General features: G+C 61.4%; 14 protein-coding genes and 1 pseudogene. 8 read left to right on the top strand and 7 right to left on the bottom strand.

The genetic code is table 11. The features are described 5' to 3' along the window. Window positions 1-40: 40 nt before the first annotated feature. Window positions 41-523 (bottom strand): Lrp/AsnC family transcriptional regulator, encoded by a 483-nt coding sequence (locus tag Tal182_RS27805; protein WP_064808386.1) that lies wholly within the window; start codon window positions 521-523, stop codon window positions 41-43. Between the two features lie 96 nt (window positions 524-619). Between Tal182_RS27805 and Tal182_RS27800 the strand changes: the two genes are divergently transcribed. From Tal182_RS27800 to Tal182_RS27780, 5 genes are all read left to right on the top strand, one after another. After that, a complete protein-coding gene (locus Tal182_RS27800) occupies window positions 620-2,119 on the top strand; it encodes an aminotransferase class V-fold PLP-dependent enzyme (RefSeq protein ID WP_085861566.1) in 1,500 nt (499 codons plus the stop codon). Continuing rightward, window positions 2,112-2,990, top strand: coding sequence for an MBL fold metallo-hydrolase (locus tag Tal182_RS27795; protein ID WP_064812166.1), 879 nt, complete (start codon window positions 2,112-2,114; stop codon window positions 2,988-2,990). The genes Tal182_RS27800 and Tal182_RS27795 overlap by 8 nt, the downstream gene beginning before the upstream one ends. A gap of 64 nt (window positions 2,991-3,054) precedes the next feature. Further along, on the top strand, window positions 3,055-3,834 hold the full coding sequence (locus Tal182_RS27790) for a sulfite exporter TauE/SafE family protein (RefSeq protein ID WP_085861565.1): 780 nt from the start codon (window positions 3,055-3,057) through the stop codon (window positions 3,832-3,834). 77 nt (window positions 3,835-3,911) lie between these two features. Further along, window positions 3,912-4,634: a hypothetical protein gene (locus Tal182_RS27785; protein ID WP_245344900.1), complete on the top strand. Its 723-nt coding sequence runs from the start codon at window positions 3,912-3,914 to the stop codon at window positions 4,632-4,634. A gap of 310 nt (window positions 4,635-4,944) precedes the next feature. Next, on the top strand, window positions 4,945-7,680 hold the full coding sequence (locus tag Tal182_RS27780) for a response regulator (protein WP_085861564.1): 2,736 nt from the start codon (window positions 4,945-4,947) through the stop codon (window positions 7,678-7,680). Here the strand turns inward: Tal182_RS27780 and Tal182_RS33280 are convergent. Further along, window positions 7,640-7,907: pseudogene (locus Tal182_RS33280) on the bottom strand (hypothetical protein). The gene Tal182_RS27780 and the pseudogene Tal182_RS33280 overlap by 41 nt on opposite strands. 274 nt (window positions 7,908-8,181) lie before the next feature. On the opposite strand from Tal182_RS33280, the gene Tal182_RS27770 reads away from it, so the two are divergent. From Tal182_RS27770 to Tal182_RS27760, 3 genes are all read left to right on the top strand, one after another. Continuing rightward, complete coding sequence (locus tag Tal182_RS27770; RefSeq protein ID WP_085861563.1) at window positions 8,182-8,496, top strand: plasmid stabilization protein; 315 nt, start codon at window positions 8,182-8,184, stop codon at window positions 8,494-8,496. 112 nt (window positions 8,497-8,608) lie between these two features. Further along, window positions 8,609-8,896 (top strand): DUF3175 domain-containing protein, encoded by a 288-nt coding sequence (locus tag Tal182_RS27765; protein ID WP_085861562.1) that lies wholly within the window; start codon window positions 8,609-8,611, stop codon window positions 8,894-8,896. Window positions 8,897-8,898: 2 nt separating this feature from the next. Beyond that, window positions 8,899-9,624 carry a glutathione S-transferase gene (locus Tal182_RS27760; RefSeq protein ID WP_085861561.1) on the top strand — a complete coding sequence of 242 codons (726 nt, stop codon included), beginning with the start codon at window positions 8,899-8,901 and terminating at the stop codon, window positions 9,622-9,624. Here the strand turns inward: Tal182_RS27760 and Tal182_RS27755 are convergent. The 5 genes from Tal182_RS27755 to Tal182_RS27735 all read right to left on the bottom strand — a co-directional run bounded on the left by Tal182_RS27755 (window position 9,607) and on the right by Tal182_RS27735 (window position 15,732). Continuing rightward, window positions 9,607-10,635, bottom strand: a complete 1,029-nt coding sequence (locus Tal182_RS27755; protein ID WP_064812162.1) for a DNA topoisomerase IB — start codon at window positions 10,633-10,635, stop codon at window positions 9,607-9,609. The genes Tal182_RS27760 and Tal182_RS27755 overlap by 18 nt on opposite strands. Before the next feature lie 15 nt (window positions 10,636-10,650). Further along, on the bottom strand, window positions 10,651-12,807 hold the full coding sequence (gene glgX, locus Tal182_RS27750; protein ID WP_085861560.1) for a glycogen debranching protein GlgX: 2,157 nt from the start codon (window positions 12,805-12,807) through the stop codon (window positions 10,651-10,653). A gap of 103 nt (window positions 12,808-12,910) precedes the next feature. After that, window positions 12,911-13,705 (bottom strand): SDR family NAD(P)-dependent oxidoreductase, encoded by a 795-nt coding sequence (locus Tal182_RS27745; RefSeq protein ID WP_085861559.1) that lies wholly within the window; start codon window positions 13,703-13,705, stop codon window positions 12,911-12,913. Between the two features lie 193 nt (window positions 13,706-13,898). Further along, the gene (locus Tal182_RS27740) at window positions 13,899-15,113 is read right to left on the bottom strand and encodes an MFS transporter (RefSeq protein WP_085861558.1); all 1,215 of its coding nucleotides are present in this window, start codon (window positions 15,111-15,113) and stop codon (window positions 13,899-13,901) included. Between the two features lie 136 nt (window positions 15,114-15,249). Then, entirely contained in the window at window positions 15,250-15,732 is a 483-nt protein-coding gene (locus Tal182_RS27735) for an N-acetyltransferase (RefSeq protein WP_085861557.1), read from the bottom strand. Window position 15,733 lies beyond the last annotated feature (1 nt).

Below are 15,733 nucleotides of genomic sequence, written 5' to 3'. Positions count from 1 at the left end.
CGGGTTAGCTTGAAGCATTCTGTTGGATTCGGCGTAGGCGTCACCGCATGCGCATCAGGTCCACAGCGCGATTGCTGATGATTGCTTCCATCGAAAAATAGCCGGTCACTGTCGCAAGATCGAAGTTCGTTATCAGCTTCTGGTAGAAAGCGTCATAGCCCGACATTCCTTTGGTGATGACCTTGATCAGGTAGTCCCAGTCGCCGCCTATTCGGTAGAAATCGACGACTTCCGGCATCCGGTCGACGTGCTTGCGAAAATCTTCCGACCATTCCTTTGAATGATGGCGAGTTCGGATCATGACGATCACCGTGAGATCATAACCGAGCGCTTCGAAATCGATGGAGGCGCGCGATCCTTTGATGACACCTGTCGCATAAAGGCGCTGAAGCCGGCGCCAGCAAGCATTCTGCGATAGTCCGACCTGCTCGGCCAAGTCGCGTTGAGAAAGCGAAGAATCCCGCTGCATGCACGTCAGAATTCTCAGATCAATTTCGTCAATTTTCAAATTATTATCGATCATATGACCCAATCTTGTCCTATTCGTCCAAAAAATCGGTGAAGTTTTCGACGGTGATGCAGATTAGAATCGTTGTCAAATCCTTCGCGGAGAATGACGATGCACGAACTGGCTGCGCGCTATCCATCAAAAGAACTCTCCACGGTCCTCGGCAAGTTCAAGAGTGATCTCAACCGAGATGACCCCATCGGCAGGTTCAGGGCGGGGCTGATAGGCTCAAAGGCGAAGGTCGACGGCCCGTTCGGCCCCAAGGACCTTGTCTATGCCGACTATGTGGCTTCGGGACGCGCCCTCAGACAGATCGAAGAATTCATCCTCGAAGAGGTCCTTCCCTACTACGCGAACAGCCATACCGAGGCGTCCTACTGCGGAGGGATGATGACCCGCCTTCGGCGGGAAGCCCGCTCAATCATTAGAGAGCTCTGCGGAGCCGATCGACAGCATGCCGTCATCTTTGCCGGATCCGGCGCGACGGCGGGCCTCAATCGCCTGGTGAAGCTGCTGGGCGTCGCCGATGCGATCGCGGCCGGCAAAAGCGTGCGCGTCGTCATCGGCCCATATGAACACCACTCCAACATCCTGCCTTGGCGCGAGAGCGGAGCGGAGGTCATCGAGATTGCCGAGGGCAACGACGGTGGTCCCGATCCGGTCATGTTGCAGAAGGCACTTGAGAACGCGCCCGCAGATTTGACCGTTTGCTCGTTCTCTGCCGCATCGAACGTCACTGGCATCCTGACCGACGTCGTGGCTTTCACAAAGATTGCAAAGGCTGCAGGCGCCAAAGTCGTCTGGGACTATGCGGGGGCCGGACCATACGTGCCGATTGCGATGACGCCCGAGCTTGGCGCCGAAATCGACGCAATCGTCGTGTCTCCTCACAAGTTCCTGGGCGGCCCAGGGGCCTCCGGCATATTGGTCGTGCGGCAGGACGCGGTAATGACGAGCAAGCCATCCTGGCCCGGGGGCGGCACGGTGAAATTCGTGTCACCCACGGGGCACGATTACAGCGACAGCCTGGAGTCTCGGGAGGAAGCGGGAACACCCAACGTCATCGGCGACATCCGTGCGGCGCTCGCCTTCCTGGTCAAGGACGCGATCGGACTTGATGCAATCAAGCGGCTGAACGACGAGTACACGCGGCGCGCCTTTACCACGTGGAAGGACGTTTCGGAGATCGAACTGCTTGGCTCCACCTCGATTGCACGCTTGCCGATCTTTTCGTTTCGCGTGCGCGATGGAAAGGGTGGCTACATCCACCAGCAATTGATTACCCGCATGCTCAGCGATCGGTTTGGCATTCAGGCGCGTGGCGGCTGCGCCTGCGCTGGACCCTACGTGCATCGGCTGCTTTCGATAGACACCCGGACGTCGGAGCGCATGCGGCAGGCGATCTTGGCTGGCAACGAAATCGAGAAACCCGGATTCACGCGGCTCAACTTGAGCGTCCTCGCATCGGACGAAACAGTTGCCTTCATCCTGGATTCGGTCGCGCAACTCGCGCGGGACGCACCGTCGTATGTCGCGCTCTACACCTTCGATCCGGCGCGCGCGATCTTCTCACCGGTCGCGTCCGGTCGACAGGAGGCGGTCTGTGCGTAGACCTGATGTCGCCGCGTTCTTCGACGCGCGGACCTTTTCGATTCAATACGTGGTCAGCGATCCGCAAACCAGGGCCTGTGCGATCATCGATCCGGTTCTCGATTTCGACGAGAAGTCAGGATCGACAACGACCCACAACGCCGAAATGCTGTTGGACCACATTCGGGACCAGGACCTGCGCCTGCACTGGATCCTCGACACTCATCCGCATGCCGATCACCTTTCGGCCGCCGCCTATCTGAAGGAGCGGACCGGCGCGCCAACGGCGATCGGGAGCCGCGTCACGGATGTTCAGAAAATCTGGTCGAAGATCTACAACTGGCCTGATCTTCCCGTCGACGGCAGCCAGTGGGATCGGCTCTTCTTCGACGGAGACACCTTCTCTATTGGGAACATCGAGGTCGGCGTCATGTATTCGCCTGGCCATACCCTTGCCTCGATCACCTACACGGCGGGCGACGCCGTGTTCGTTCATGACACTGTCTTCATGCCTGACAGCGGCACTGCCCGTGCGGATTTTCCAGGCGGCAGCGCCAGGTCACTCTGGTTGAGCATTCAGAACATCCTGACGTTACCCGGCGATACGCGCCTCTTTGTGGGACACGATTATCAGCCCGGCGGCCGGCAGCCGCTCTGGGAAAGCACAGTGGAACGTCAGAGGGCGGAAAACATCCACGTTGCGCGATGTGCTTGCGCCGACGCGTTCGTCACCCTTCGGGAGGCGCGTGATCGCACGCTGCCGATGCCGAAGCTCATACTTCACGCGCTGCAGGTCAACATCAACGGCGGCCGGCTACCGGAACCCGAAGGGAACGGCCTTCGCTATCTCAAGTTCCCGATGGGTGCCTTTCAAGGTTCCGTCTGGTCCTGAGCAACCCGATTACGGCACCTCGTCCGCTGACTGAACATTCTGTGCTCACGCAGGATCCTGAAAAATGGCGCTAGATCTTTTCCAATATGGCATGGGGACCCTCAGCGGCGCCTTGGTTGGCTTCACCCTCGCCCTTCTGGGCGGTGGCGGCTCCATCCTTGCCGTCCCGCTTCTTGTTCACGCCGTAGGACTGACCGACGCCCATACCGCCATTGCCACCAGCGCCGTTGCCGTTGCTTCGAATGCGTTGATCAGCCTGGTCATGCACGCGCGCCGAGGAACGGTGATATGGCGGTATGCGGGACTCTACTGCGCGACTGGCACCGTCGGAGCGCTGCTCGGCGCCTCGATCGGAAAGATGCTCGATGGGAAGCATCTGCTTTTGTATTTCTCGGGGCTGATGATCGCCATCGCCATCTCGATGCTGCGTCGAATAAGCGTCGCCAGCGAAGATACCTGTATCTTCGAACGTCGGAACACCACCAAGGTTCTTGCGATCGGTGGCGGGAGCGGCGTCGTCTCCGGCTTTTTCGGAATAGGCGGTGGCTTCCTGATCGTCCCCGGCCTGGTGTTTTCCACCGGAATGCCGACGATCAATGCGGTGTCGACCTCTTTGGTCGCGATCGTGGCGTTCGGTTCGACTACGGCTGCCACCTATTCCATCTCAGGTCTCGTCGACTGGCCGCTCGCCGCGGTCTTCATCGCGGGAGGCGCGTTCGGCGCCGTCCTCGGCTGCAAGATTGTGCACCGCCTTAGGCCCTATCAATCTGCGCTCAATGGTGTTTTTGCGGGCGCCATTCTCACCTTCGGCATCGCCATGGCCTGGAGCACCCTCCTCGGATAGCTCGCCGTAGCCCCGGTCGATTTGCTTGTGCTTCCACATCCTCTTCACATTGCCGAGCAACGGCTCGAGATGGAGTAATGTCGCCGACCGCGGTGGTCTTCCGGGACCGCATCTCCTATCTGATGAGAAGGCATCCGCAATTGCTTGCCTCCGTCTCGCGCGCGATCGCCAGTCTTGGCTGGCCTCGTGATTGTCGCTATCGCCGCGATCGAGATAGCGAACTGGTTGAACGCGCGATGAGGATCAGAGCGATGCTAAGACTGCAGACTATACTCGCTTCGGCAGCAATTGCTTTCGTGCCTCTCACCAACGCCCTTGCGGACGATGCTCTGCCTCCGTTCGACCGCTTCGCCGATCGCTGCCTGGACCGCGGGCCGCAGTATGATCGCGCGGCCGCACTCGCCCACCGAAACAAGTGGCCGTCGCTTGCTGCCGACATGGTGTTGAGCATTCTTCCTCTTTCGGAACCCGTGGCATTCGACGGCTGGATCACCGGGGCGGGCAGCACGGCGCCATTCGAAGCCCTGGTCGTTGGACGGGCTATGGTCGGAGAGAAGGCTGTCGAGAGCTGCACGATGGCCTTCGCGGGGACCGACGCCGCAGGCTTCGAGCGCAGCCTTGTTTCAACAAGAGCGGCAAGGCCGTCCGGAGAGCAGAACGGTGAAGGACGTATCCGGAAATTCTTCACGATCGAGCGCGATGGGTTGAAAGAGGCGGTGACGCTCGATCTTCCCATCTACCCGAACGGCAGCGACGAGGTGCTCGCGAGCGTCGTCGCCGAGCAACAAACCGAGCACTGAATATGTCCCGGTGACAAAGCGATCAATGCATTCTGTCCCGCCATGCCGCATCGGCCGCGCCTTCGCAGCATCGCAAAAATTGCCGAACTAGCAGTTCTTGCCAGCGTCCGCTTGCGGCTAAAGCGCTGAACACGGGACGGTAACGATATTTCGACCGAACCCTTTCCCTGCCATTTCAAACCTCTATGTTGACGGTTGGACGAGCTAAACCCCTACGGCGCGCATCTTTTCAGGCGCGCAAGAAATGCTGTAGAACGTTGAATTGCTGCCGTTCACACCGGCGCGGCGGGCGATAGGGAAGCGGTTTTGAATGAGAAGCGTCGGCAACAGCTGGCCGAGAGGCGGCGGCAAAATCGGCGAATTGTTGCGGCATCCGGCCTTTGACGCCGTCGGTCTCGGACCGGTCGAAAGCTGGCCTGCTTCTCTCAAGCATATCGCCGAAATGGTGTTGAATTCGCGCCAGCCGAAATTCGTCGCCTGGGGTCCGGATCTCGCCTTTCTCTACAATGATGCCTACGTGCCTGTTTTCCCCGACCGGCATCCTGGCGCACTCGGGAGACCCTTTCGCGAGGTTTGGGCTGATATCTGGGAACAGTTCTCGCCGATCGTCGCCAGCACGCTTGAAGGCAGGCCGCAGCTGTTTAAAGAGCTGCTCATCCCGATGCGCCGGGACGGCCGCACCGAGGATACCTGGTTCACCTTCTCCTACACGCCGCTGCGCGACGATGACGGCGCCATCGCCGGCATCCTCTGCGCGACCCTCGACGTCACCGAACAGGTCGCCGCCAAGCGCGGCGAGAAGCTGGCGCTGGAAGAACTGCGCGCCAAATCGGAGGCGCTTGCAGTCGTCAACCAGGCGGGCGCCGCTATTACCATCGAGCCCGATGTCGAACGTCTCACCCAGATTGTCGTCGATGCCGGTGTGACACTGACGGGCGCCGAATTCGGCGCCTTCTTCTACAATGTCGATGATGGCGAGGGCGGCAGCTACATGCTTTACGCGCTCTCCGGCGTCGACCGGAAGAATTTCGAGAAATTCCCGATGCCACGCAATACAAAGGTCTTCGAGCCGACCTTCAGCGGCGAAGGCATCGTGCGCTCCGACGACATCCTGCTCGACCCGCGCTACGGCCAGAATCCGCCGCATTCCGGCATGCCGACGGGGCATCTCCCGGTCAGGAGCTATCTTGCCGTGCCGGTCAAATCGCGCGACGGCAGCGTTATCGGCGGCTTGTTCTTCGGCCACGGCGAACCCGGCCGCTTCTCTCAAGCGGCCGAGGCGAGCCTCGTCAGCCTCGCCGGCCAATCGGCCGTCGCGATCGACAATATTCGGCTGTTCCGTGCCGCCAAAATCGAAATCGACCAGCGCCGCCACATGGAAGATCAGCTGCGCAAACTCAACGAAATGCTCGAGGTCCGGGTCGCGGCCGAAATCGCCGATCGCCAGCAGGCCGAAGCAGCGCTCCAGCAGTCGCAGAAGATGGAATCGATCGGCAAGCTCACCGGCGGCGTTGCCCATGACTTCAACAATCTGCTGCAGGTGATCTCAGGCAATCTCCAGCTTCTCGGCAAGGACGTGGCCGATAACGGCCGGGCCAGGGAGCGCATTTCGAATGCGCTTGCCGCCGTCGAACGGGGCTCGCGACTGGCAAGCCAGCTGCTCGCCTTCGGCCGCCGCCAGGCGCTGGAACCGAAGGTCGTCAATATCGGCCGCCTGGTCACCGGCATGGACGACATGCTGCGTCGCGCGCTCGGAGAGGAAATCGAAGTCGAGACCATCGTCTCCGGCGGCCTCTGGAACACCTTCGCCGATCCGGCCCAGATCGAGAACGCCCTGCTCAACCTCGCGATCAACTCGCGCGACGCTATGGATGGCGTCGGCAAGCTGACGATCGAGGTCGGCAACGCCTTCCTCGACGATTCCTACAACCGCACCCATCCCGAGGTGAAGGCCGGCCAATATGTCGTGCTCGCCGTCACCGACACCGGCTCCGGCATGACGCAAGAGGTGATGGAGCAGGCCTTCGAGCCGTTCTTCTCGACGAAACCGGAAGGTAAGGGCACCGGTCTCGGCCTGTCGATGGTCTACGGCTTCGTCAAACAGTCCGGCGGCCACGTGAAGATCTACAGCGAGATCGGCGAAGGCACGACCGTCAAACTCTACCTCGCCCGCTCGGTCCGCAGCGAGGATCGCGCCACGGCGGCCGACACCATGCCGGCGACCGGTGGAACCGAAACCATCCTTGTCGCCGAGGACGACGAGGGCGTTCGCGCCACGGTCGTCGAGATGCTCTCGGATCTCGGCTATTACGTGCTGAAGGCGAAGGATGCGCACAGCGCCCTCACCGTGATCGAGAGCGGCGCCCATATCGACCTGCTCTTTACCGATGTCGTCATGCCCGGCCCCCTGCGGAGCCCGGAGCTTGCGCGCATGGCGCGACAGCGCCTGCCCGACATCGCCGTGCTCTACACCTCGGGCTATACCGAAAACTCGATCGTCCATGGCGGCAGGCTCGATCCGGGCCTGGAGCTGCTCTCCAAGCCCTATACGCGCGAGGAGCTCGCCCGCAAGATCCGCCAGGTGCTCGCCAACCGGCCGCAACGCCACCAGGCGGAGGCCAATGCGCGGGTGTCCAATGCAAGGCAACCTGATCCACAGGTTCCCGGCACGGCTGGAAAGCTGAGGCTGCTGCTCGTCGAAGACGATGCATTCATCCGGATGGATACCGCCGAAATCCTGCAGGATCTCGGCTACGACGTCATCGAGGCGGGCAGCGGCGAACAGGGCGTTGATATCCTTGGCCACACGCTCATCGACGTCATCGTCGTCGATGTCGGCCTGCCCGGCATGTCGGGCTCGGCCTTTGCCGCCAAGGCGCGGGACGCCCTTCCGTCCGTCGGCCTGGTCTTCGCGACGGGCGACAGCGACCCGCCCGACGCCGCTCGCTTCTCCGGCTCGGTGCTGCTGACGAAACCCTACGACAACGCTGCGCTCGACCGGGCGGTCAAGAGAGCCGTCGAGCTATCCCAAGCTGAACCACTCTAACCCCCCCCTCGAACTCGGGATATTTGCGCATCAGGTCGACCTCGCTGGTGCAGCTGTCGTCGCGGGCCGTTAATTCGATCGAGATCATGTCGGCAGGCTTGAGGCGGCCGTCGTTATGTAGGAATGTCCCTTCCCTTCCTTGAAGCTGACGATTAGGTGACCGGCGATACTTGGCCGTTCACGTCTATCGCGTCGTTTCCATCGGCTCTGACGATGTGTTTTTCCATGTTCTCGATTCCCCGCTGCACGCAGGTTTAAGCAGGCTTACCCATCGGAAACCTGACAAAACCGGCTTTTGTTCCGAATTTCGGGACAATGGCTCCTGGAGCGCCGTGTGTCCGTTCGGAGCGCAGAGGACGCTCTAACTCTTTAAATCTACGCACCGGACTACCGAAATATCGATCTCGTTCGGGCCGATGCTGTAGGGAACTTTTCCCCTCGGCACCGGTTGGATTTCTTACAAACCGCGTTCGAGCGCTTTGCAAACCACAGGAGGCGAAGATGCCGCGAGGAGACAAATCCGACTATACCGACAAGCAGAAACGCAAGGCCGAACACATCGAGGAGAGCTACGAGGAGCGTGGCGTCTCCGAGAAGGAGGCCGAACGGCGCGCCTGGGCGACAGTCAACAAGGAAAGCGGCGGCGGCAACAAATCCGGTTCCGGCCGCGGCAAGAAGGATACGCACGAATCCTCTAAAAAGGGCGGTCGGGCCGGCGGTGCTGCATCCGCGGCACGCTCGAAGGAGGAACGCTCCGCTTCCGCCAAGAAGGCGGCCGCGACACGCAAGCGCCACGAGCACCATAGCCATCACTAAGCATGTGCCGAAGGGTGTGAGCGGTCTCAGGCGGCGTCATGCTCCAACTCTGTAATCGAGGATCGGCAGGCGTCAGTCTATCGCCTGCCCATCCGGCAAAGGGATTTTCGCCATGGCCAAATCGAAGAAGTGGTCGCAGGACGTTACCGAACACAGCAACGCGATGGACCTCAAGGAAGGCGTGTTCAAATCGGACGATCCGAAGAAAATTGCCCGGTCGATCAAGCACTCAGCCGAGGAGAGCGATCGCCGCCAGTCGAGCCCGTTTCGCGCCGCCATGTCGATGCTGACCTTCTACATCAACCGCGCCGGCGAGCAGCTGTCGAAAAAGCGGCGCGGCACCCTTGAAAAAGCCAAGGACGAACTGCGAAAAGACTTCGGTCGTCAACCGAGGCATTGAACATGGCATATGAGCTTTATTATTGGGACGGCATTCAAGGCCGTGGTGAATTCGTGCGCTTGGCGCTGGAGGAAGCCGGCGCCGACTATGTCGACGTCACGCGTCAGCCCGGCCGGGGAACGGGCGCCATGCTCGAGATCATGAAGAGCGAAGGCGAGCTTCACATTCCCTTCGCGCCGCCCTTTCTGAAAGACGGCGATCTTCTTATCCCGCATGTCGCCAATATCCTGTTTTACCTCGGGCCGAAGCTCGGCCTTGCGCCGGAGGACGAGAGCCTTCGCTATGTCGCCAACGGCCTGCAGCTCACCATCACCGATTTCGTCGCCGAAGCGCACGATACGCACCACCCGATCGACGTGTCGCTTTATTACGAAGACCAGAAGCAGGAAGCCAAAGCCCGCTCGGTCGCCTTCATCCGGGACCGCATTCCAAAATTCCTCGGCTATTTCGAGCGCGTGCTGACGCGAAATCCGCAAGCTCCCAATCATATGATTGGCAATTCGCTCACCTATGTCGACCTCTCCCTCTTTCAGGTGATCGAGGGCCTCACCTATGCCTTTCCCAAAGCGATGAAGAAGAGCAAGGCCGAATACCCCGCTCTCCTTGCCCTGCACGATGCGGTAGCCAAACGCCCGAACATCGCCCGCTATCTCGCCTCCCCTCGCCGCCTCGCCTTCAATGAGGAAGGTATTTTCAGATACTACCCGGAGCTAGACGCAGGGGGCTGAAGAGTTCAGTTCGGCCTCGCGGGTGAGGAAATCAAGCAGCCTGTTTTCTTCGGCCCGCAGACCCCGCAGCGGCTCGTTGCCGCCCTCGGTCAAAGGATGATCATTGCCGGCGAGCGCAATGATGGCCGGATGGATATAGCTCGAGCGTGAGATCGCCGGCGTATTGTGCAGCGCCTCGGCCGCAGCCTCCGACATTTCCTTCACCGTCGGCCGGCCGCCGCCGACGATCCTCTCGCGGGCGACACCGAAGGCCGCCAGCGATCCGGCCCAGGTGCGGAAGGTCTTGGCGGAAATCGGAATGCCCGATATTTCGGCCAGATAGGCATTCAGCCGGCCGGAATCGACTGGTTTCAGCGCGCCGCTTTCATCCTTCCAGACGAAGAGCTGGCGGCCGGGCAGGTCGGAAATCTCTTCCAGGATTTTCTGCAGCCTGGGATGTTTGAGGCTGCGCTGGACACGCTTGCCGCCCTTGGCGCGGAATTTGAGCTCGATGCGCCCGTCAACGATTTTCAGATGCCGCTTCAAGAGCGTCGTCGCGCCATAGGTGCCGTTCTCCCGGACATAGGCTTGGTTGCCGACCCGCAGATGCGCCTCGTCGAGCAGCGTCGTCAAAGCCGCCAGCACACCGTTGACGTCTTCGGCACCGGTGTCGAGATGGCGCAGGACGGTGCGGCGGATCTTTGGCAGTGCCTGGCCGAATTCGATCAGCTGGTGGAACTTTCCGGCACTGCGGAAGGACTGCCAGTCCTTGTGATAGCGATATTGCTTGCGCCCGCGCGCATCGATGCCGGTCGCCTGCAGATGGCCGTTCTCGTAAAGACAGATCCAGACGTTTTCGTAGGCCGGCGGCAGGCCGAGCGCACCGATGCGCGCCCGCTGCAACTCATCGGAAAGTGTTGTGCCATCCGGCATCACATAGCTGAAGCCCTTGCCCTTCCTGCGCCTGCGGATGCCCGGTTCGGTATCGCTGACATAGATCAGGCCAAGTTCGGTGATGGCTTCGGCATTCATGCTGTTGATGACCTGCTATTTGCTCCTGCGGCCGAACTGAAACCATCGGCGGCGCTGGGCCTGGGTCGCCCCCTCCGGCGGTCGCGTCTGGCCTGTCGGTGCAAAGACGGCCAGGCTTTGGGTGTAGACAATGACCGGATTGTCCTGATCGTGCACCTCGAAGGCGCCGGTCTCCGCCCCGGTGTCGAGAACCCGTGACCACTGCGTCAGTCCGTTCACCTCAGGCAGATGGACCTCGCAGTCGCCGCCGGCGTTGAAGACGAGGAAAAGGTCATCCATGTTTTCGGTATCCAGCGCATGCGCACTCTTCGAGAGGTAGAGGCCGAGCACCTGCAATCCTTCATCGTTCCAGGCGCCGTCGTCCATGAAGCTGCCGTCGGGCTTGTACCAGGCGATCTCGATGCGCCCGTCCTCGCTGATCTCGCCGGTCAGGAACCGCTCCTGCCGGAGGACTGGATGAGCCTTGCGGAAGGCTGCCGCCTGCCGACAGAAATCGAGGAAGGGATCGTCGAGCCCGTCCCAGCCTGTCCAGCCGATCTCATTGTCCTGGCAATAAGCGTTGTTGTTGCCGCCCTGGCTGTTGCCAAGTTCGTCGCCGGCCAGGATCATCGGCACGCCCTGGGAGAGCATCAGCGTCGCCATCATGTTGCGCCGCCGGCGAGCGCGGGCCGCGTTGATGTCGGGATTATCGGTGGCGCCCTCGGCGCCCATATTATCGGAATGATTGTCCGAATGGCCGTCCCGGTTATCCTCGCCGTTCGCCTCGTTGTGCTTGCCGTCGAAGGACACCGTATCCATGAGCGTGAAGCCGTCATGGGCCGACAGAAGATTGATCGAGGAGGTCGCGCCCCGATCGGAATGATTGAATTGCGGCGCCGAGCCGGTGATGCGCGCCGCCAGCTCCGACACCATGCCCCCGTCGCCCTTCCAGAAGCGGCGCACGTCGTCGCGGAACTTGTCGTTCCACTCGCGGAAAGGGTGCGGGAAACCGCCGACCTGATAGCCGCCCGCGCCGATATCCCAGGGCTCGGCGATTAGCTTGACGCCGGCCAGGATCGGATCCTGACGGATAGCACCGAAGAACAGGCCCTGACGGTCGAACTCCAGATCCTGGCGCCCGAGCGTGCTGGCAAGATCGAAGCGGAAGCCGTCGATATGCATGACCCCAACCCAGTAGCGCAAGCTGTCGAGCACCATGCGCATCACCATCGGATTGGCGACGTTGAGCGTGTTGCCGGTCCCGGTCGTATCGAAGGTGTGGCGGGGATCGTCGGGAGAGAGGATGTAATAGCTCGCATTGTCGAGCCCTCGGAAAGACAGCGTCGGCCCCTTCTCGCTGCCTTCGGCCGTATGGTTGTAGACCACGTCCATGATGACCTCGATGCCGACGGCATGGAACTTCTTCACCATGGTCTTGATTTCGGTGATCTTGTCACTTGAGAGATAGCGCGCCTGCGGCGCGAAGAAACCGAGCGTCTGATAACCCCAATAATTCCTCAGATTCTTTTCGAGGAGATAGCGGTCGTCGAGGAAATATTGGATCGGCAGGAGCTCGATCGCCGAGACGCCAAGTCCGACGAGATGATCAATGATCGGATCGCTGCACATGCCGAGAAAGGTGCCGCGCAGCCGGTCGGGCACTTTCGGATGCGTCATCGTCAGGCCGCGCACATGCGCCTCGTAGATGATGGTATCCGGCCATGGCCGCCGGATCGCCTCTTCACCCGCCCAGTCGAAATCGGGATCCTGCACGACGCCCTTGACCATGAAGGGCGCGCTGTCGCGGTCGTCGAAGGAAAGATCGTCCTCGCCGATCCGATAGCCGAACAGCGCATCATGCCATTCCAGCTCGCCCGTCACCTGCTTGGCATAGGGGTCGAGCAGAAGCTTGTTCGGATTGAACCGGTGGCCCGCACCAGGATCATAGGGGCCATGGGCGCGATAGCCGTATACGGTGCCCGGTCCGATGCCGGCTATATAGCCCGACCAGATGTCGCCCTCGCGTTTGGGCAAGGGCAGCCGGGCAATCTCATCTTTTCCGTCAGGGGAAAACAGGCAGAGCTCGATCTGTTCCGCATGCGCCGAGAAGACGGCGAAATGAGTACCGGAACCCGTATACTCCGCCCCCAGCTCCGGCTTGAGGAAGTCGAGTTCCGAAAAGGAAAAGCTCATGGCGCCCCGCTTGATGAAAAGACCAAGCGGGAAACGTGAAGATGGTTCGAAAGTTCCGTAGCGGCGGGGGAAAGCGGACGCTGTCGTTTGCCGATCGAAGCGTTTACGGCATCAGCTGGCCGCCGTTGACCTCGATGACCTGGCCGGTGATGTAGCCCGAGAGCGTCGGCGAAGCGAGGAAGAGATAGGCCCCCACGCAATCCTCTGATGTGCCGACGAAGCCCATCGGGATCGATTTGCGTTGCAGTTCCATCTGCTCGTCATTGGTATAACGCTCGTGGAAGGGCGTGGCGATCACACCCGGCGCCACCGCGTTGACGCGGATCCTGTCGGCGACGAACTCCTTGGCATGGCCGCGCGTGATGGTCGAGACGAAGCCTTTGGAGGCGGCATAGAGGACCGCGCCATTGCCGCCGCCATTGCGGGCGGCGATCGAGGTGGTGTTGATAATGAACCCGCCCTGCTTTTTCAGCCAGGGATGGGCCGCGCGCGTCGCCGCCAGCACCGAGCGGGCATTGAGGTCCATCACCGCGGCATAATGGGCGTCGGTATATTCGGAGGTCGGCTTGCGCCCCAGCATGCCGCCGGCATTGTTGATGAGCCCGTCGAGATGGCCGAAGGTCTTCGCCGTCTCTTCGACGACACGCTCGGTCTCCCCTTCTCTCGACACGTCGCCCTGGATTAGATGCACCGTACCGCCGGCGGCCCGGATTTCCTCGGCGAGCCTCTCTGCCGGCTCCCGGCTGGCGTTGTAATGCACGCCCACCTTGGCTCCTTGCGCCGCAAAGGCGCGGGCAACCGCCGCCCCAATCCCAGTCGAGGCGCCGGTGATCAGCACCGCCTTGCCTGATAGATCCGGCAATTTGATGGATGCGAGCATTTGAGCAAGTTCTGTCATGGCTATGACGCCTCCCGAAAAACCAAAGACATAGGTGATGAAACAGGCAGGGGAAAGTCTACCAGCCGAAATCTAAGAAGGGCAATGCACGAAATGGCGAGAGCCGAGGTCCTTGCAACACCTCGAATTCCTCTCAGCGGGCATCATCGCCGATGCCCGCCGGAGGACGTTCACTGGACCTTGAAAGAAATTGTTAGGAAGACACACCGAAAGCCGGCTGCGGCTCCCGCCTGGCAAGAGGCGGGAAGGCGAGCGCGATCGCCGCCGCGCCGAGTCCGACCATCGCAGAACCGATGAACAGCCAGGAATAATTGGCGAAAGTATCGAAGATCCAGCCGCCGATCAGAGGGCCGAAGGCCATGCCGAGGCTGGAGAGCATCGTCGCGGCGCCCAAGACGGTGCCGATGATACGCTGGCCGAAATATTCCCGCGCCAGCACCGCATAGAGCGGCATCACGCCGCCATAGGCACTGCCGAAGACGATGGCGAGGGCATAAAACTCCGTCAGCTCGCTGACCAGGAGATAGGTCGCGAGCGCGGCCGCCTGCACCAGGAGGCCGGCGACCAGGACCGGCTTCACGCCGAGTCTGTCGGCGAGGCTGCCATAGAGCAGCCGGCCGCCGAGGCCCGCCAGGCCTTCGACACTGTAGATGCTGACGGCCGCCATCGGTGCGACGCCGCAGATCGTCGCATAGTTCACCATGTGGAAAATCGGGCCGGAATGGGCCGCACAGCAGGCAAAGAAGGTGAGGCCGAGCACGATGAATTGCGGCGACCGGAAGACTTTCGACAGCTGTGGCCGACCGCCTTCCGCGGCAAACTCGGTGCCGGCGTCGACGGCTTCGGCAGGCGGGCGCCTGACCAGCAGGGCGGCCGGCACCAGGAGCACCCAGGTGGCGATGCCGATGATCAGCATGGCGGGGCGCCATTCATAGGCCGAGATCAGCCAGCGCGCGAAGGGCGAGATGGTCATCGGCGCCACCCCCATGCCGGCGGAGACGAGCGACACGGCAAGCCCGCGGTTCACGTCGAACCAGGCGGTGGTCGCCGCGATCATCGGCGCGAAGAAGGCGCTGGCGGCCAGTCCGACCAGAATGCCATAGGTCAACTGAAATTCGATGAGCGTTGCGGCGCGGCTGGCGAGCACCAACGCCAGGCCGAGAAGCACGGACCCTACCAGCACGACGATGCGCGGCCCGAAACGGTCGCTTGCCGCGCCCCACAGGAAACCACCGAGACCCATGACGAGGAAATTCAGCGTCATGGCGCTGGCGATGCCGACATGCGACCAGCCGGTCGCGGTGGCGATCGGCTCCTGGAAAATCGCCAGCGAGAACATTGCGCCGATGGCGACGCACGACATCAGGGCGCCAACGGCGACGATGACCCAACGATAGGAAACACTCATGGCTTCATACCTCCATGCCGATAGAGTGATCGCGACGCGTGCAGCCGGTCCGCCGCTTTCCGCGCCTTGCGATTAAAGACGTTTGAACCGCTGCGATTTCGACAGCGCCCTCACATCTTTTTTGCCACCGTGCCGTTTAGAGCGTGCGGAACATCACCAGGGCGTCGACATAACCCTCAGTCGGATGAAGGAAGACGCCCGGCAGCCGGCCGACGATTTCGAAGCCGAGGGATTGCCACAGCGCGACGGCGCGGCGATTGCTGCTGACGACGAAGTTGAACTGCATGGCGCGAAAGCCCCGTAACCGGGCATGCTCGAGCGAATGTTCATGCATCCGGCGGGCGACACCGCGGCCGCTTGCGGCGGGATCGGTCATGTAACCGCAATTGCAGACATGGCGCCCACCGCCCGCCTGATTGGCCTTGATGTAATAGGTGCCGAGGATGACGCCATCCTCTTCCGCGACGAAGGTCTCGCGGTCCGCTCCCATCCAGTAGGCGAGCGCATCGGCTTCGGAGAGATCGCTGTCGAGCGCATAAGTCTCGCCGGCACGGATCGTCGGGCCGATGATTCTCCAGATGGCGCTTCGGTCGTCATTGTTTGCGGGTCGGATCAGCATG

This window comes from Rhizobium sp. TAL182 (assembly GCF_002117725.1).
GTDB classification, from domain to species: domain Bacteria; phylum Pseudomonadota; class Alphaproteobacteria; order Rhizobiales; family Rhizobiaceae; genus Rhizobium; species Rhizobium esperanzae.
The sequence above is the reverse complement of the archived record's forward strand: the minus strand, read 5'-3'. Positions and strand labels throughout refer to the sequence as shown.